Annotated in this window: 15 protein-coding genes and 3 tRNA genes; 7 read left to right on the forward strand and 11 right to left on the reverse strand. The window is 44.4% G+C overall.

Annotated features, from left to right (window positions below; all coding sequences use genetic code 11):
* Window position 1: 1 nt before the first annotated feature.
* Genes G469_RS0102055 through G469_RS08060 form a run of 4 tightly spaced genes read right to left on the reverse strand, consistent with a single transcriptional unit; the run spans window position 2 to window position 4,687 of the window.
* Window positions 2-1,342 carry a Stp1/IreP family PP2C-type Ser/Thr phosphatase gene (locus G469_RS0102055; RefSeq protein ID WP_028263628.1) on the reverse strand — a complete coding sequence of 447 codons (1,341 nt, stop codon included), beginning with the start codon at window positions 1,340-1,342 and terminating at the stop codon, window positions 2-4.
* Window positions 1,339-1,752 carry an FHA domain-containing protein gene (locus G469_RS0102060; RefSeq protein ID WP_028263629.1) on the reverse strand — a complete coding sequence of 138 codons (414 nt, stop codon included), beginning with the start codon at window positions 1,750-1,752 and terminating at the stop codon, window positions 1,339-1,341. The genes G469_RS0102055 and G469_RS0102060 overlap by 4 nt, the downstream gene beginning before the upstream one ends.
* Window positions 1,752-2,915, reverse strand: a complete 1,164-nt coding sequence (locus tag G469_RS0102065) for an FhaA domain-containing protein (RefSeq protein WP_028263630.1) — start codon at window positions 2,913-2,915, stop codon at window positions 1,752-1,754. Before G469_RS0102065 ends, G469_RS0102060 begins: the two co-directional genes overlap by 1 nt.
* The gene (locus G469_RS08060; RefSeq protein WP_051353708.1) at window positions 2,915-4,687 is read right to left on the reverse strand and encodes a serine/threonine-protein kinase; all 1,773 of its coding nucleotides are present in this window, start codon (window positions 4,685-4,687) and stop codon (window positions 2,915-2,917) included. The genes G469_RS0102065 and G469_RS08060 overlap by 1 nt, the downstream gene beginning before the upstream one ends.
* A 106-nt stretch (window positions 4,688-4,793) precedes the next feature.
* On the opposite strand from G469_RS08060, the gene G469_RS0102075 reads away from it, so the two are divergent.
* A tRNA-Leu gene (locus G469_RS0102075) sits at window positions 4,794-4,880 on the forward strand.
* Between the two features lie 177 nt (window positions 4,881-5,057).
* Window positions 5,058-6,152, forward strand: a complete 1,095-nt coding sequence (locus tag G469_RS0102080) for a glycerol dehydrogenase (RefSeq protein WP_028263631.1) — start codon at window positions 5,058-5,060, stop codon at window positions 6,150-6,152.
* A gap of 97 nt (window positions 6,153-6,249) precedes the next feature.
* Here G469_RS0102080 and G469_RS0102085 read toward each other — a convergent pair whose 3' ends face one another.
* Complete coding sequence (locus G469_RS0102085; RefSeq protein ID WP_028263632.1) at window positions 6,250-6,474, reverse strand: DUF6724 family protein; 225 nt, start codon at window positions 6,472-6,474, stop codon at window positions 6,250-6,252.
* Window positions 6,475-6,581: 107 nt separating this feature from the next.
* Between G469_RS0102085 and serS the strand changes: the two genes are divergently transcribed.
* Window positions 6,582-7,868 (forward strand): serine--tRNA ligase, encoded by a 1,287-nt coding sequence (gene serS, locus G469_RS0102090; RefSeq protein WP_028263633.1) that lies wholly within the window; start codon window positions 6,582-6,584, stop codon window positions 7,866-7,868.
* Window positions 7,869-8,036: 168 nt separating this feature from the next.
* The gene (locus G469_RS0102095; protein WP_028263634.1) at window positions 8,037-8,351 is read left to right on the forward strand and encodes a hypothetical protein; all 315 of its coding nucleotides are present in this window, start codon (window positions 8,037-8,039) and stop codon (window positions 8,349-8,351) included.
* A 99-nt stretch (window positions 8,352-8,450) separates the two neighbouring features.
* Here the strand turns inward: G469_RS0102095 and G469_RS0102100 are convergent.
* The 4 genes from G469_RS0102100 to G469_RS0102115 form a co-directional block, all read right to left on the reverse strand.
* Window positions 8,451-8,527: transfer RNA gene (locus G469_RS0102100), tRNA-Arg, on the reverse strand.
* Between the two features lie 149 nt (window positions 8,528-8,676).
* Complete coding sequence (locus G469_RS0102105) at window positions 8,677-9,750, reverse strand: ATP-binding protein (protein WP_028263635.1); 1,074 nt, start codon at window positions 9,748-9,750, stop codon at window positions 8,677-8,679.
* A 98-nt stretch (window positions 9,751-9,848) separates the two neighbouring features.
* Window positions 9,849-10,562, reverse strand: a complete 714-nt coding sequence (locus G469_RS0102110) for a response regulator transcription factor (protein WP_028263636.1) — start codon at window positions 10,560-10,562, stop codon at window positions 9,849-9,851.
* Window positions 10,563-10,756: 194 nt separating this feature from the next.
* Complete coding sequence (locus G469_RS0102115; RefSeq protein WP_028263637.1) at window positions 10,757-11,218, reverse strand: hypothetical protein; 462 nt, start codon at window positions 11,216-11,218, stop codon at window positions 10,757-10,759.
* Window positions 11,219-11,550: 332 nt separating this feature from the next.
* Here G469_RS0102115 and G469_RS0102120 point away from each other — a divergent pair, with 332 nt between their 5' ends.
* Together G469_RS0102120 and G469_RS0102125 are read left to right on the forward strand one after the other, a co-directional pair.
* Window positions 11,551-12,402 carry a MerR family transcriptional regulator gene (locus tag G469_RS0102120; RefSeq protein ID WP_028263638.1) on the forward strand — a complete coding sequence of 284 codons (852 nt, stop codon included), beginning with the start codon at window positions 11,551-11,553 and terminating at the stop codon, window positions 12,400-12,402.
* A 380-nt stretch (window positions 12,403-12,782) separates the two neighbouring features.
* Entirely contained in the window at window positions 12,783-13,511 is a 729-nt protein-coding gene (locus tag G469_RS0102125) for a DUF3658 domain-containing protein (RefSeq protein ID WP_028263639.1), read from the forward strand.
* A gap of 138 nt (window positions 13,512-13,649) precedes the next feature.
* Here the strand turns inward: G469_RS0102125 and G469_RS0102130 are convergent.
* A tRNA-Ser gene (locus tag G469_RS0102130) sits at window positions 13,650-13,740 on the reverse strand.
* A 53-nt stretch (window positions 13,741-13,793) separates the two neighbouring features.
* Window positions 13,794-14,780, reverse strand: a complete 987-nt coding sequence (gluQRS, locus tag G469_RS0102135; protein WP_028263640.1) for a tRNA glutamyl-Q(34) synthetase GluQRS — start codon at window positions 14,778-14,780, stop codon at window positions 13,794-13,796.
* Window positions 14,781-14,885: 105 nt separating this feature from the next.
* On the opposite strand from gluQRS, the gene G469_RS0102140 reads away from it, so the two are divergent.
* Window positions 14,886-16,910 (forward strand): DUF2207 domain-containing protein, encoded by a 2,025-nt coding sequence (locus tag G469_RS0102140; protein ID WP_028263641.1) that lies wholly within the window; start codon window positions 14,886-14,888, stop codon window positions 16,908-16,910.
* Window positions 16,911-16,975 lie beyond the last annotated feature (65 nt).

The raw sequence follows: 16,975 nt of genomic DNA on the forward strand, positions 1-16,975 counted from the left end.
ATTAGTCACCCTCTTTCGAGGTTGTTAGTGCATCTTGCGTTTTCATAGAGTCCAGCTTAGAGGCTGCTTCGTCCTTTTCTTTAGTGATCTGATCGCGATAATCTTCTACGGTTTTGCGTGCTGCCTCTGGGCCAGATACGCTAATACCTTCTTCGAGCAGACGCTGCGTGGTTTCCGGCAAATCGGTAACCTTAATAGAAGTAGTTTCGGATAGCGTGCTGAGCTTATAGCCAAAGGGCGCAGAGTTTACACCCTGATAGATGGCAACGGTGGTACCGTTTGTACCAATGTACCAGGAGTTTTGTACTACAAGCCACGCGCTTGCAGTAAGCAGCATGATGGGAACGAGAATAGCAACAAGCCAGGTAACTATTGCGCGCCGGCGTACGCGGCGATGAAAGATGTCGCTTCCATCATTGGTTACATCCACAACGATGACAGTTACGTTGTCATGACCGCCTTCTGCCAAAGCTTCTGCTACAAGATTGTCTGCTGCTTGCTGTGGTGTTGCACTAGAGACGGCAAGGTCTTCGATGGTGCTATCGGTCACCATGGAAGAGAGACCGTCCGAACAAATAATGATACGGTCGCCCTTCTCGATATCTAGGGTGAAGTGATCTGCATACATGTTTGGATCTGAACCTAGAGCACGAGTAATGACAGAACGAGAGGGATGCGTGCGCGCCTCATCCGCTGTGATTTCTCCTGCATCTACCAGCTCTTCTACAAAGGAATGATCGTGTGTGACGCGTACGAGGGTACCCTCATGCAAAATATATAAGCGAGAATCACCTACGTGCGCAATGGCTAACCGATTATTTTCTATGATGGTGGCGGTGGCGGTGCAACCCATGCCGGGTCTACCCACACCTTGCGTTGCTCCATCGATGATGGCAGTGTTTGCCAACTCGATTGATGCGCCAAGCAAGATGTCATCTGCAACGGCAGGCGCATGTTCAGCAATACTGCGAACAGCAATTGCGCTTGCAACCTCACCTGCTGCGTGTCCGCCCATGCCATCACATACACAAAACAAAGGAGCATGGACAAGAAATGAATCTTCGTTATGCTCACGAATGAGGCCAACATCAGAACGAGCGCCCCAAGAAAGTTGTAGGGTTTTGCCCGTATCGGTGTCCGAGTTAACGCGTTTCTCGACATTGATGACTTGTACGCCAGGTGCATTGACGGGCGCATCCTCAATAGACTCGGACGGCATGATAGTATCCGCATTCTGTGTAGACTCGCTAAAAGCTACTTCAGGCTGCGGGTTTTTCTCTGCGATTGAAGAATCGATAGGAGAAAACGAAGCTGTTATGTCGGGCTTAAGCTCGTCGCTCATCGACGACTAACCCTCATGATTGTGTCACCAATTTGAACTTCATCACTATCTCGTAGGGTGACAGGCTGTGTAATGGGATGTCCATTTACATAGGTACCGTTGGTGGAGCCCAAATCTTCCACGACCAGCGCAGGACCTTGTATGGTAAAACGCGCGTGTGTAGAAGAAACATAAGGTTCGGCAATGGTGATATCGGACGATTGCGAGCGACCAACTACTACAGGACCAAGCACATCTATATGCAGGCCACGTAGCTGTTTAGGTCCTTTCTCTACATCAATACACCAAATAGATGCATCACGACGTTGGCCACGTACAAGACCAATACCCGTACGAGCTACGAAGGACAAAAAGATATAAAGAAGAACAACAAGAAGAATGCGTCCAGCAAAAAGGACTAAATCAATCATTAGTCCTCCCTGAACTCAAGTGTAGTAAGACCAAAGGTAATCATATCGCCAGAGCGTAGGATACACTCGTCAATATCTACATCATTGACCTGCGTTCCATTGGTGGAATTGAGGTCACGTACGTGCCAAGAAATACCATCAAAGCTTATTTGTGCATGGCTGCGCGAAACATTGGGATCATGCAGGACAATATTTGCACTTGCACGCTCACGACCCACAATGGCTCCACTGGTATGTACGGTGTACGTTTTACCGGAAATACGGTTGATGAGAAGGGCCTGAACGGTGCGAGTTGATGCGGCTGCGCTGCGGTGATTGCGTGAGTTTACCAGAGGGACGTTACGACGTAGGGTCTTAGGTATGTCCGTAGACGCTGGAGCAGCCGCAGAAGCCGTGCTAACAGCAGAAGCAGCAACGCTGGCAGCATTTGCAGCAGCAACACCTGCAGCAACGTTAGCAGCTACGTCTGCAGAGGCAGCATGAGCTGCCGCAGCAGATGCCTGAGGAATGATGGGTGTTGGGGTGGGCATAGGAACAGAGGGAAAACCTGCGTTAAGTACAACAGGATTGTTTGTTTCGCTTGCAGGAAGTACATTCAGACCAGCCTCGGAGTCGTCCAAGGGCACTGCGGGCCTGGGCTTGGGCAGAGGGTCTGCCGAAGGTTTTTGGCGACGACTGTGGTTGTGGATGCGAGAAGGATGGTTTGTACCCTGATCAGCAATGTTGTTAAGAGCGTCTTCTATGAACTTATCGCCAAGGAACTGGTCTTCCTCCATGCGTAGACGCTCCAAAACATGAGCTTCTACATTCTCTGCAAAAATGGCGTATTTGCCACGACGCAAACTAGGATCAACCATGAAGCGAACTACAGGAGTACCCACCAAGCTAAGGTTTTTTTGGATGGCATGAGCTTCTAGTAGCTGAGATAGTTCGGTTGCAATAGAGCTATAAAACGGACGCATTTGTAGGTCATCATCTGCAGCAACTAAGATGGTAAACAGGGCGGGAGCGGTGTCTACATCGTCAATTATCAAGGTTTCATTTTTAAGTTCACGCAAGGTCTTTTTAGCAAGCTTCTTAAAAGAAAATGGGGCAACCTGTCCCTCTGCGGATGCGCCAAAAATACTTGCGATACGCGATTCAAAGGTATTTAGAAAGTTCATTACTCAACCTCCAGCGGTGTGCCGGGCGTTTGGAAAATTACAGTAATCAGGCACGATAATCCAAACAAGATTACCGCAACAAACATGCTTAACATAGGGGGTGAGGCCCATATACCGCCATTCTCCACCCGTATGCGAACAAATAGTGTAGCTAGAATAAGAGCAAAACCAATAGTGTGCCCGAGAATGCCAAATAGTTTTCCGCCGCGGTTTACCAGCAGTGATGCTACAAAAGCAGCAATGCTAAAACCTACTAATTCCAATAATGTTGCGGGATGCCACATCCAGCGCTGGAACAAAAGACCCACACTATCTAAAGATAAACCGCTTATCCGAGCAACGTCGGCGTATTGCGAGAAGATCCAGCCTACGGCTGTAGTGAGAGCAGCATATGTTGGAGTCAGATAAGTAGCGCTAAGGTTAACGCCGGCAAATGCGGTGGAAATAAGGGTGGGAAGCAGTAGGGTAATGCTTGCAATGCCTTGTTTGCGTCCAATAAAGATCCACCACACAACAGGTATGAACAACGCTACAAGCGCAAGACCAAAGAGCGAGTAGCTCATAGCACTGCTTGCTGCACACATAGCAATAAAACAAAGTGTTAGTAAAAGAGCGGATCCAAAGTTGGGGAGGGCAGCACTCAAGCCGGTTATTACGCATACAATGGCCAGTTCAATACCGCTATTTGCAAGTCCCAAAGAAGGCGCTGCAAAACGTGCTATTTGGAAACTAAACACTGCAGCTATAGTGCGGGATAGTACAGGCGCAAGCCAGGGAGCGCGTTCTGTTAGGGTAAGAGGTCTACCATGCATGACGGCCCCAGGCATTTCATCATTGGTGACCTGTTCCAAAAGCTCTGCAAGTGAAGCCTTACCTTGCACGCTGTCTCCAAGTAAGTCTGTTACGACGGTAACGAATTTCTCGATAGACGAAGTGCGGTTGATTGCATCTGGAGCCAGTGCGCGTACAAATTCGTCGTAAACCTGGGGACCATAATCAAGGCGTAGTTGCGTCAAATAGTCATCTGCACCTTTATATATAAGTTTTGCAGAAGCTTGTGCTGTGGGAGCCAGATAGGGATTGGTGCCCGTAAGAGCCTGCATAAGGCATACAACCAGCGCAAAGAGGTCGCAGCGTTCATCCACGAGTTCGCCATCAATTTGTTCAGGTGGCATATAACCAATGGTTCCACCACGCGCATCTGCAAATCCGGCAGCAGAAGCAAGGGTTGCCATACCAAAGTCCGTAAGTTTAGGCGTGCCCGTGTGATCAAACATGATGTTTGCTGGTTTGATGTCTAGGTGTAACACGCCATTTTCATGAGCAAAGGCTAAAGCTGATGCCACGCCATCCAACATATGTGCGCATTCGTCTGCTGTGAGTGTGCCACCTTCTACACGGGCGAGAAGCTCGGCGAGGTTAACGCCATCTATGTATTCCATAACTAGGTAGGCATAGCTGCCGTCCCATTCAAAGTCATACATGGTCACAATATTGGGATGTGCAAGCATGCTTGCTGTACGCGCCTCCATAAGGGCTTCTTGCATAGTTGACGTAGAAGCCTGTAGACCATCTACGGTAGAAAGAGGCAAACATTTAATGGCTACGCGACGCTGAAGACGTGTGTCCCAGCAAATTTCTACCTTGCCAAAACCGCCATGAGCACGTGTTTCCAAGATGCGATAGCGACCAAGTAACAGCTCTGAGGCACTATCCTCAGGCTCAAGCGCTGCGCGGCGCAAGATAGTATGTGTATACGGCTGATCGTGCACGGCGCCTCCTTGTTTGTTTAAGCTGCAATTGTGCCGTGTTTTCTAAAGTATTTTACCCTTATAGCTTGCTATGTGACAAAACTTCGGTGTAAAATCACCTCTGCATGCGGGCGTGGCGGAATTGGCAGACGCGTACGCTTCAGGTGCGTATGGGAGCAATCTCGTGAAGGTTCAAGTCCTTTCGCCCGCACCAGGTATCAAAGTAACCTCTGGATAGCCGGAGGTTTTTTATTAATTATTTAGAGTTTTCAGATAATTTTATACATATATACGAATCGTATAGTCTCATCTATAACTTTCGAACGAAAGTAAATGGTACAATGTGCGTAAGACTTGTGCATTTGAGCACAGCTATAACAAGGAGGGTTTCATGGCACGTATTTTTATTAGCCCAAGTAAGTATGTTCAGGGTCCTGGAGAGCTCAATAAACTGGGAGAATATGTTTCCGCTTATGGTAAGCATGCTTTGGTGATTATCTCTTCTGGTGGTATTAAGCGTTTTGGCAAAACGCTGGAAAATAGCTTTGAGGCTGCAAACCTTTCTTTTACCTATGACAATTTTAATGGTGAGTGCTCTCAGGATGAGATTGACCGCTTGGTAGCTGTATATAAGGCAAATGGTACGGACGTTGTAGTTGGCGTGGGTGGTGGCAAGATTTTTGATACCGCCAAGGCAGTTGCTAGTAATGTTGATGCTCCTGTGGTGATTGTTCCAACTATTGCTGCAACTGACGCACCTTGCTCTGCACTTTCGGTTATCTATACGCCCGAAGGTCAATTTAAGGAGTATCAGTTCTTTAAGTCTAACCCCAACCTCGTTCTTATGGATACCGAGGTTATCTCTAAAAGCCCTGTTCGCCTCTCTGTTGCTGGCATGGGAGATGCCCTGGCAACCTTCTTTGAGGGTCGTGCGTGTACACGCTCTGAGGCTGGTACTTGTGCAGGTGGTACCTCCACTCAGGCAGCTAATGCCTTGGCAGAGCTTTGCTACAACACGCTTATGGACGAGGGCGTAAAGGCAAAGCTTGCTCTTGAGGCTGGTGTTTGCACCGAGTCTGTTGAGAAGATCATTGAGGCTAATACCTTGCTCTCTGGTCTTGGCTTTGAGTCTGCTGGCTTGGCTGGTGCCCATGCAATTCACAATGGCCTAACTGCTATGCCCGAGACTCACTCCATGTACCACGGTGAGAAGGTCGCTTTTGGCACCCTTACTCAGCTTGTTTTGGAGAATGCAGACGAGCTGTATGAGGTTTTGGACTTCTGTGTTGAAGTTGGTTTGCCCGTAACCTTTGCACAGCTTGGTGTATCTGATGCTTCTTATGAGCGTGTACTTGAAGTTGCTCAGCTTGCTTGTGCAGAGAATGATACCTTGGGCAACATGCCCTTTACGGTTACTCCCGAGAAGGTCGCTGCAGCTATGTTAGCTGCAGACGCCTATGGCCGCGCTGCTTTGGCAGAGGAGTAAGGCTACAGTAGCGTAAGGTGACCGTAGGTTGCTATGTATAAAATGGCGCTGGTCTGTATGATCGGCGCCATTTTTCTTGCTTGTAGCGTAAAAGTACTTACTTGTTTTTCTTCTCGTTAGCTTCATCATGGGAGGAAAGGTCTCCAAAAAGGCTCCAACCGCCATCATCCTCCGTTGGTTCATGGTTGTAATAGCGCTTTTGACCGCGCTTCTCGGAAACAAACGCCACTATTGCAAAGATAACAACGCCTCCAGCAAGCAGGCATGCTACGCCAGGACGTGTGTGAAAAAGCCAATTTAAGATCTCGCCAATGGAAGCCATATGAAAATGCCCTTCGATGCTTTGGAAGCCTCGTTCTGTAAGATGACATACAAGTATATACTTTACCTATCTATGATTCACTGATTTTAAACGAGAGAGGCTTGTCGATGCTCGACATTAAATTTGTACGAGAGAATCCCGATGCTGTAGATAAAGCCTGTGCGTCTAGGCAAAATGCGCACTGGGATCGTGAGCGCTTTTTTGAGTTGGACGAGCAACGCCGTGCAACTATTGCAGAGGTAGAGCAACTGCAAGCCGAGCGCAATACAATTTCCAAGCAAATTGGTCAACTCATGCGTGAGGGCAAAAAAGACGAAGCCCAGGCAGCAAAATCTCAGGTTTCTGCTAATAAAGATCGTATTGCCCAGCTTGATGAGAAGCGCAGCGTAGTTGAGGAAGAGTTGTTTGCTCTGGTAGCCGCTATTCCCAACATTCCTGATGAATCCGTTCCCTATGGCAAAGATGATTCCGACAATCCTGAGGTCCGAAAGTGGGGAACTCCTCGTGAGTTTGATTTTGAGCCTCAAGCACATTGGGATCTTGGTCCTTCTACCGGCATGATTGACTTTGATCGTGGTGTTAAGCTTGCTGGTACTCGTTTTTATCTGCTGGGTGGCATGGGTGCTCGTATGGAGCGTGCACTTATCAATTTCTTTATTGATATGCATGTTAAGGCTGGCTTTAAAGAATGGTGGACTCCTGTTATTACTAATCACGATTCTTTATTTGGAACAGGTCAACTTCCTAAGTTTGATGAGGATCTTTATCATGTAGAGCCTAACCTGTATTTAATTCCTACAGCAGAGGTTCAGCTTACTAACATTCATCGTGATGAAATCTTGGATGCCTCTGAGCTGCCCTTAATGTATACCGCCTTTACTCCATGCTTCCGTGAAGAGGCTGGTTCTGCTGGTCGTGATACCCGTGGTATTATTCGTGTGCATCAGTTTGACAAGGTAGAGATGGTCAAGTTTGCCAAGCCCGAAGACTCTATGAATCAACTTGAGTCCATGGTGAGTGAAGCAGAGGCAATCTTGCAGGCATTGGGTCTTCCGTACCATGTGGTTACGCTGTGTACCGGTGATATTGGTTTCTCGGCACGTAAGTGCTACGACATTGAGGTTTGGTTGCCTAGTTACCATGCCTACAAGGAGATTTCTTCTTGCTCTAACTGCTGGGACTTCCAGGCTCGTCGCGCTAATATCCGCTATAAAGATCCTTCTGAGTTTAAGGGAACGCGTCTGGTACATACACTTAATGGTTCTGGTTTGGCGGTAGGTCGTTGCATGGCTGCTATTATGGAAAATTATCAGAATGCTGACGGTTCCATTACTATTCCTGAAGCACTTCGTCCTTACATGGGTGGTATTGAGAAAATCCTGCCAGAGGTCTAAGTCTTTGACTGTATCTTTTATCTCTATGCATAAAATGCGATAGATATGTACTAACAATCCTCTTCACTGTACGCGCAGTGGAGAGGATTTATTTTTGAAGAAAAACTAGAACATATGTTCTGTATATGATATGCTCTACTTATTAAAGAGAGGGAGAGAAGGCTATATATGGATCAGAAATTAGAAAGTGTATCGGTAAATAAAACAGGAGATTTGGAAGTTCGAGAAGAGCTTTCTGGACCAGGGGTTATGGAAGTGTACGAGTGCGAATACTATGTACACAGCATTCTGGTTAAAAGGAATAAAGTACCCTTGGTAGCTGCAGTGTTAGGAAACCAAAAAGATGATATTACAGAAGTGGTATTTAACAAGCTGAGGGACGAGGATTACTACCTTGCGGATCTTATGGATCTATTGGATAGCAAGCTTATTGCTTATGCTTATACCGCCCAAGTAGATGGCGTTGTACACTTTAGGCCTTGATTGCAAGGGCATGGGCAAGGCTGCATAACTTGTGTTTCAGTAACATACAACTTGAAGAGCTAATAAAAAACCGGGGAACCCCCGGCTTGAAATTACAACTGGTGCGGCGTACAGGATTCGAACCTGTGACGTCCTGATTCGTAGTCAGGCCCTCTATCCAGCTGAGGTAACGCCGCGTCCGTGTGCTTAACTATATTGCCACCAGCCCTAAGGAGTGTCAAGCGAGATTTTTGAAAAATATTGAGAACATGATTACTAAATACGCATGAGAGAAACCAGAATAAAAAGAGAGCCGTATAAATAGCACTATCCGTGTTAAGCATTGCTATGCCTCAAAAGTTATGCTGCATACTATGCCGTTTTTATTATTTGCTGCGGTAAGATGCCAACCATGCATTTCTATAATTTGTCGTGCAAGCGCAAGACCTATCCCTGTTCCGCCAGGTGTCTTGCTTGAATAAAAACGATCAAACATATGAGCGAGTTCATCTTGTGACAGGGGCATACAGTCATTGGAAATGCGTAGCTTGTGATTTGTGAGCTGTATAACAATTTGTGAGCTGCTGTGATCAATAGCATTGCGCATGAGATTAGAAAGCGCATGTTCAAGCTGGTGTTTGTCTCCCAAAACCTCAATATGAGCAAGTTCTAAATGAAGGGAAAGCTGATGTGCTTTAATACTACCTTCTTGTGGCAAAAGGCAATCCTGTATAAGTTCATCAAGATACACTCGCTCTTTTTTGAGCTGTATAGCTCCACTTTCTAACCGACTTATATTAAGAATCTGAGTTATTTCCTGCGATATTTTTTGGGTCTGCTGGACAATAAGACCTCCTATTCGAGTGGGATTGTCCATGAGCCCTAACTGGAGGCCTTCACCGTATCCAGCAATAGAGGCAAGAGGTGTCTTAAGTTCGTGAGACATATTCTCATAAAAGCTTTTTACTGCGAGTTCACGCTGTTCGATTTGGCGTCCCGTATAGAATGCTGCGGCTCCCGCTGCACTGGTACCAACCAGTATGATAAGCATGAACAGGCTATTTATGGATGAGATAAGTTCTTGCTCACCTGTTATATCTACGTAGGCGACAACTACATCGCTACTGTGTGCATCCGGAATATACTGCGCATAAAAGTTAAGTTTTGATGTATCAATATACGTGAGCTGTGCGCTTGCGGGATTTTGTGCGTACCAATGTGCAATGGCTTTATCTGCGGCTGTATAGAGTGCTTCCGGTTCTTGAGGAAGTTTAAAATCGTGTGTAAGATGCAACAGCACGGCAACACGTTCAGTTGAAAAATCATCCTGATCATCATCTATGCGAAGAGCTTCCTGAATAGCACGCTGAGCTTCTGAATGTATGCGCTGATAAACAACAGCATTGTAAATTGTTGTCATAGTTCCTAAAACAAGAAGCATACATAGAGTGCTGACTAGAGCGAATCTCCAGCTAGGACGTTTGATTTGTGTGAAAATATGAGAGAGAATTTTATGGCTCACGCGTCATCTCCCGCTTCAAGACGGTACCCAAATCCCCAAATTGCCTTGATTGAGCTTGTGCTTTGTGCTTGCTGAAGTTTAATACGTACCCGTCGTATTGTTTCATCGCATACACGTGTTTCCACCTGCGCATCAATGCCCCAAACATCATGTAAGAGTTGTGTGCGTGATACAGCCTGTGGAAATGCTGCCATAAGTGCACGCAGAAGAGCAAATTCTGTAAGGCTCAAAGAAACCGCAGTATTCTTAGCATAAACACTATGATCTTGCTCTGTAAGCCTAAGATCACAAGCGCGGTAACTTCCTACAGTTTGTAAGCTAGCCTGTGTTGTCATCTCAACGCGTCTAAGAAGTGCACGCACGCGCATAACAAGCATGGAGGGAGAGAATGGCTTAAAGAGGTAGTCATCTCCGCCAAGAGCAAGTCCAACTATGTAGTCTTCTTCAGATTCTTTTGCAGTAAGAATAATGATAGGAACTTCAGAAATTGTGCGCAGCTCTTTACAAACACTAAGGCCGTCGGTACCTGGCATCATTACATCAAGAATAATAAGGTCACATGGTTCTTTTTTGAACTGTGCAAGGAGATCGTCTCCTGTAGTAAAGCACCTCGTGAGATACCCAGCTCCCTCAAGAAAGGTTTTCTCAACGCTCAAAAGATTGCAGTCATCATCGGCTATATAAATGAGCTGATGAGTGTCTGGATTCATGGGTTGCCTTTCTGTTCAGATACCATAGAGAGCGGGGGCTATGTACGATAAGCAAACTCATTTAGGCTCATGTACAAGGTATTAAGTATTTGGATTGATTTATTGTATGGCATTTTAGGTGAAGTTAGTACAGACGGTCCGCAGCCCATCTTTTTGTGGGTTGCGGACCGTTTCTCTGGGAGAGTAGGCGCTATCTAGCTTGCGCACATGCCATTCTCGCACGTACCAGTTGAACCTACAACGTCTGTAGCATTCGCGCTGTTTGCATATGCTTTTTGTTCGAGCTCTTCTATACGCTCAAATCCTTGCGCGTCTATGCCCTCCTCAGAGTATTCTTTCATGTACAAGGACTTAAGTTCTGCCTTCTCCTGATCCGTTAACGCGCTCATTGTCAAAACGTCTTGTTCAATTTCTTCTTGGGTGGGCAGCCTATCTTGTTCGGCTTCTTTGATGTCGGCGCTTGGATCTAGCTGATCTTCGCAATCGAAGTGCGTGTCATCTATTACTTCAATTTGAATGTCCTGATTGCTGGCTGTATGGTCCTGAGCCGAATTAGGTGCAGCAAACGCTACCGCAGGTAGGGTGAGTGCTCCCATAAGGCTCATTGCACACAGTGTTGCGCCAATCATGCGCTGGGTGGATGTCTTCTTGTCCATCTTTAATCTCCTTTGTTCCTAGTAGGTGTTGGACAAAAAGAGCATATGAGAAGCTAAGGGGGTAAATCTCCCTTCAAACTGTCAAAGTTTTGTCACAGTTTTGTGACACTTTTTAAAACCTATAGGAACTATGAGATTTTATGTAATCTTATGACACTTTATGCCAGATTAGATATTTCTTTGCGAGTTAAAAACAAAGCGTTTATCAGCTTAAACGCTGATAGCTAATAACGACTAAATGACCATCAATATATCTTTTTCAAAGAAACAAAAAAATGTATTGACCTGTCCATTGGGAACAATGTCATCTTTTAATTAGGGAGGTGGCAATCATGTTAAGAAACGAAATTCAAAGTAGAACAGGTTTAACAAGAAAAGCAATTGAATATTACGAGAAAAAAAGATTAATCAATCCTCAAAAAACAGATAATGGTTATAGAAATTATAGTGATAAAGATTTAGAGATTTTAACTAAGATTGCTTTATTTAGAAAGGTTGGAATGAATCTAACCGATATAGAAAAGTATCTCTCTTCCAACAAAGGATCATTGTCTTCAGTCCTAAGAAGAAAACAACATCAGTTGTATGCTGAAGGAAAAAGAAAAGCAGTTCTTGAACTAATAGTAAAAGGAGAAAGCCAAGAACGTATAAATGAAAAAATTAAATTGATTGAAGCAGAAGAAACAATCTATGAAAAATTAGAGAGATCTTTTCCCGGATATTTTGGGCAAATGTTGTTTGCGGCATACCAACCATTTTTGAATGAGTTGTTGGATAAAGATGGAGAAGAAGCCTATAAAAAGTTCGTTGATTATTTAGACAATCTGCCATCATTTGAATTGAGTAAAGATGAGCAAGAATATATTGATGACATTAGTTCAGCTTTTGATATGCAGACACTAAATAAAGTTAATGAAGATAAGATAAATGCGATTAAAAACATTGAAGAATGGCTAAATGCAAATGGTAAAAGTATTTCACAATATGAGGAATATAAAACTAGTGAAGAATATCAAAATAGCCTAATGAAGCAAATTCAAGATAAGCTACAAAAATTTATGAAAGACAACAAGTATTATGAGATAGCAATTCCTCTTATTAGAAAATTCAGTAAAAGTTATAACAAGTATTATGAAAAATTATTAGAAGCAAATGATATCTACCTCAATATAGAAAACAATTAAGTTGTTTAAAACTATTGGTAAACTAAGACAGTAAATCAAATCAGTTTACTGTCTTTTTTATTAACGATTTTAGTCTGTTGAGCGCGCATGAGCGTGCGAAACAAAAATCACCCGCTATGCGGGTGAAAAATACCTTTTGCTCTGTAACAAAATACCTTTCTCTTTATTATGGGGATTGTTCAGGTTACCAATGTCTTTTAAAAAGAGGAAGATAAATATAACTATGGCACAAAACTAATAGTCTTGCCCATACTAAAGGTGTTAGAGGAAGTTATAGATGCAAGGATAGGAGCACAGGCTCTACCCATGGACAGGCATTTTCTGGGAGTATATTAGTTCCTAGTGGGTCTAGGGTTGTTTCTCTTTAACGAAGGATAGACATGCTCGTAGACGTTTTTTTTGATAGCACAAGTGAGAGCATACTTAAGCTTGCTGCGCAAGCAGGTTTTTTCATAGAGGAAACAGCAGTTTTTCCAGATGATGTAACAATAGGCTCTATCACTACGATGACACCCAAAAATAGAAAGTCAGAGTTAGTACGACGGGGGTATAGCGTTGATCAAGACTTTGAGCAACGCTACAAAGCTTTTCTCAATACCATTACACAGGCAAAAGCACTAAGAATCTGGATGCTTCCCTATCCTCATGCATCACTTGGCTTGTTATACATAAGTTCACTGGTAGATTTACAGACAAGGATACAGAGCATTAAAGGCATAGAGCGCATCAATCCATCAGTACTATGGCTTGATGATGCGCATGTTAATACCGCACCTTTAAGTGAACTTATGGATGCAGGCTGTAGGCTGGAACAAAAAACATGCGCAAAGCAGTGGCAAGAGTTTGTAAAAGAAAATGCATCTTTTCGCATTATGCCAAATGGCGTTCCAATGAGTTGTGATGAGGATATATTCGATAAAGACATCATTGCCTTTTGCAGGGAATGCAATCTGTCTGAAATTCATAAGTTAAGTGGTGAGAAAAAAGGATATGAGTTGCAGAATATTGCGATTAGTCTTTCTGAGCTGATGTCCGTAAGAACGGGTGGGATGCTTAATCCAGATTTTTATCTTTCGCGCATTGCAAAACTTATAAATTATCACCGCTGATGACCCTAAGACCTCTTCTGTTCAGGGTGATTACTCCACTTCAATCAATATGGTTACGGTCTGCCAGATTAGATATTTCTCAGCAAGCTAAAATAAAGCGTCTACCAGCAAAAATACTGATAGACGCTCATACTGTTCTGGCGGAGAGTTGGGGATTCGAACCCCAGATAGGATTTGGTCCTATACTCGCTTAGCAGGCGAGCACCTTCAGCCTCTCGGTCAACTCTCCAAATAGTGGTGCATACGAATAATACCCTACTATACCAATTTTTGTTAGAGCAACTATAAGTTTGTATCAAAAATTTCAGACGTTATAACTATGTCTTGATGGAAGTTCGAGAGCTTATCCCAGCTAAAGATGGGAAGTAATTCTTGTGGAGTAAGTGCGGCATGCTTTGGTACGAGCCCTATCATATGAGCCAAAAAACCAATAATTTGTTGCGATGTAACGCCGCGCTTTTTAAGAGTGCCAAGGTCAAGATCTTTATTGCGTTTGGAAAGGCGATGACCGTCTGGAGCAATTAGTAGAGGTATATGAGTGTAAGAAGGGTGTGGCGCCCCAAGCAAATCTTGTAAATAAAGCTGTCGAGGGACAGAGCTAAGCAAGTCTTTACCTCGAACAATTTGGTTAACACCCATAAGTGCATCGTCAAGAACAACAGCAAGTTGATATGCGTATACACCATCACCGCGCCTAATAATGAAGTCCCCACAATCGTTTGCGAGGTTTTGTCGATATGTACCTTGTAGGAGGTCGGTAACGCTATAGAGAGCTGACGCATTATTGCTGTGAGGAACGCGCAAGCGAATAGATGGGACCTTCTCGGTAGCTTTTTCATGGCGAAGGTCTGAAGTAAGATTTCGGCAGGTACCTGGATAAATATAACTTCCATCACTTGCATGTGGAGCAGATCCAGTATGAAGCTCTGCACGTGTGCAAAAGCATGGGTAGGTATAGCCTGCGTCTGTAAGCTGAGCTATGGCCTGGTCATACAAATCAACACGATTACTTTGAAAGTAAGGGCCTTCATCCCAAGCAAGCCCAAGCCATCTAAGGTCCTCCATAAGAATCTGTGCGTACTGGTGGTTTGCGGCACGAGGGTCAATATCTTCTATACGCAGAATAATGCTGCCACCAGCGCTTTTAGCGCCCAGCCAGGCCAGGAGTAAGGAAAATACGTTTCCCAGATGCATGCGTCCAGAGGGAGAGGGCGCAAACCTGCCAACCACCGTGTTGTTTTTAGGATATGTAAACGTCTGTGACAGCATGATAGTTATAGTAGCGCAGCGGCAAAGCTCAATGAAACCGCGAGTAACATCGTATAAAGTTAGATTATCAATAAAATACCGTTCGCTTTATGAAGCGGGGGCCGTATGAAAACGCGTTTTGGGTTTAATTTTTTGTCAATCACAACAGCTATATGCTGTTTTTTAGTGATGGCAATAGCTTTGTTTGGGCTACCAAGCCAAGCGCTTGCAAAATCTTATTCAATCGACCAAGTAACGATTGATGCAACAGTCAATCCAGATGGCTCATTGGACGTTATAGAAAACCGCCACTTTGATTTTTCTGGCAAATTTAATGGCGTGTACTGGAAGCTTGTCGAGGGTGAATACGAAGGTCGTACACTCACCATCACAGATATACAAACAGGCCTTGCCGATAAGGGTAGCTTAACTCCCACTCAGCAACTTGAGCAAAGCTATTCTGAGGACAACGATACTTTCCAAATTCTTGATGAGGGTGGTAGTAAGCGCATTAAAATCTTTCATCGCGCTAGCAATGAAGGACAGTCATATCTGATTAGTTATCACATAGACAATGCAGTTTCGGTTTGGTCGGATTGTGCTGAGCTCTATTGGAAGTTTGTCTCTGATGGCTGGGATGTTTCTTCCAATAACGTAACTTGCACCATTCATCTACCAGTTCCTGCAGGTCAAACTGTAACTCCCGGAGATAACGTTCGCGGATGGGGTCACGGCGCTTTGACGGGTACCGTTACCCAATCTAACGATAAAAACGGCGTAGTTTTTTCGGTGGATAAGGTTGATTCTGCTGATTATGCTGAGTCACGTATTACCTTTCCTCAGGATTGGGTGAGTGGAGTAACTCCGTCTTCAGAGGCGAGGCTTAAGAGCATTATTGCTGAAGAGACTGCTTGGGCAAATAGTGCAAATGAAAGACGTGCGGCCGCACGAAAGTATGAGGCCTTAAGAAAAGAACATGCCATTAATTTTGCAAATCAAACTAAGCCTTTCTTTGTGGTGAGCGTGCCTCTTATTTGTGCACTCATGGTGTTGTTTGCAGAAATGAATTATGGTCGTTATCGTCGTCTACACGAACCTCAGTTTAAGGGCAGTTATTTTCGTGATGTCCCTTCGAGCGATAATCCCGTGGTGTATTCCATTTTAAAGAATAGAGGCAATGCCAAGAGTAAGTTCTTAACAGCTGCAATCATGCAGTTGAGTGCCACCAAAGCTATTCATATTGATAAAATCTCGGACGATGATAGCTCTTGGAGGCTAACTGAGCTGAAGTATTACAGCGAACTAACAGACCCTATCGATCAGGCAACGCATAAATTCTTGTTTCAAAAGGTTGCTAAAAAAACTACTGGCTATATACAGGATGCCGAACATCAATCAATTCTTATGAGTGACCTTAAAGATGTTGCAGAAAGTCAACCTGAAAAGTATGGCGAGTGGATGAAATCATGGATTACATCTGCTGAATCTGCGGCTTTTAAGAAACATTATTTTAAAGATAAAAATAACAATCGTGTCTGGCTCATGGTTGTTCTTTGCGTAGCAGTGTTTTTACTTTCTGCTGCGCCTATGGTAGTAGCATTACCTTCGATTTTGTCAGACTTTGGCAACTTGTATGGTTCAGTTGCATTTCTTTGGCCTGTGTATTTAATCTTGCAAATTGCTACGGCGATGTGGATTGGGAATCGTCTCACCAAGATGCAAAAACTTTCTGTTGATGGTGTTGAACTCAGCGCCAAGCTCGACGCGCTTACGCGTTGGTTTAAAGATTTCACGCGGTTAAACGAGGCAGTACCCAATGATGTTATTTTGTGGAATAAATTGCTGGTCATTGCTGTTGCTCTTGGTGTTTCTAAGAGGGTACTTGAGCAGATTAGAATTGCTCTTCCTCAGTACGTGGATAATGTAGATGCTATTCCTACGTATATGTGGATTAACAGCTATGGTTGGAGGGATTCTCCTCTTACAAGCTTGGATCACAGCGTTGCAACTAGTTATGCAGCAAGCACTATTGCCAGCACCTTTGATTCTTCTGGTTCTGGAGACTTTGGCGGCTTTGATGGTGGAGGAAGTGGATTTTCTGGCGGCGGAGGCGGTGGCTTTGGCGGCGGAGGCGGTGGCGGAGCATTTTAAGCACTTTTAGTGAATCCATCACCGTTTGCCCGTGACAAGCTCTTTGGTAAATATGTCTTAAATCA

Origin of the sequence: Atopobium fossor DSM 15642, assembly GCF_000483125.1 — a bacterium.
GTDB lineage: Bacteria > Actinomycetota > Coriobacteriia > Coriobacteriales > Atopobiaceae > Atopobium > Atopobium fossor.

What these genes read in the sequence shown, in the direction of transcription:
- G469_RS0102055 (WP_028263628.1), bottom strand. Translation starts at nt 1,342, where the DNA reads ATGAGCGACGAGCTTAAGCCCGACATAACAGCTTCGTTTTCTCCTATC.
- G469_RS0102060 (WP_028263629.1), bottom strand. Translation starts at nt 1,752, where the DNA reads ATGATTGATTTAGTCCTTTTTGCTGGACGCATTCTTCTTGTTGTTCTT.
- G469_RS0102065 (WP_028263630.1), bottom strand. Translation starts at nt 2,915, where the DNA reads ATGAACTTTCTAAATACCTTTGAATCGCGTATCGCAAGTATTTTTGGC.
- G469_RS0102080 (WP_028263631.1), top strand. Translation starts at nt 5,058, where the DNA reads ATGGCACGTATTTTTATTAGCCCAAGTAAGTATGTTCAGGGTCCTGGA.
- G469_RS0102085 (WP_028263632.1), bottom strand. Translation starts at nt 6,474, where the DNA reads ATGGCTTCCATTGGCGAGATCTTAAATTGGCTTTTTCACACACGTCCT.
- serS (WP_028263633.1), top strand. Translation starts at nt 6,582, where the DNA reads ATGCTCGACATTAAATTTGTACGAGAGAATCCCGATGCTGTAGATAAA.
- G469_RS0102095 (WP_028263634.1), top strand. Translation starts at nt 8,037, where the DNA reads ATGGATCAGAAATTAGAAAGTGTATCGGTAAATAAAACAGGAGATTTG.
- G469_RS0102105 (WP_028263635.1), bottom strand. Translation starts at nt 9,750, where the DNA reads ATGACAACAATTTACAATGCTGTTGTTTATCAGCGCATACATTCAGAA.
- G469_RS0102110 (WP_028263636.1), bottom strand. Translation starts at nt 10,562, where the DNA reads ATGAATCCAGACACTCATCAGCTCATTTATATAGCCGATGATGACTGC.
- G469_RS0102115 (WP_028263637.1), bottom strand. Translation starts at nt 11,218, where the DNA reads ATGGACAAGAAGACATCCACCCAGCGCATGATTGGCGCAACACTGTGT.
- G469_RS0102120 (WP_028263638.1), top strand. Translation starts at nt 11,551, where the DNA reads ATGTTAAGAAACGAAATTCAAAGTAGAACAGGTTTAACAAGAAAAGCA.
- G469_RS0102125 (WP_028263639.1), top strand. Translation starts at nt 12,783, where the DNA reads ATGCTCGTAGACGTTTTTTTTGATAGCACAAGTGAGAGCATACTTAAG.
- gluQRS (WP_028263640.1), bottom strand. Translation starts at nt 14,780, where the DNA reads ATGCTGTCACAGACGTTTACATATCCTAAAAACAACACGGTGGTTGGC.
- G469_RS0102140 (WP_028263641.1), top strand. Translation starts at nt 14,886, where the DNA reads ATGAAAACGCGTTTTGGGTTTAATTTTTTGTCAATCACAACAGCTATA.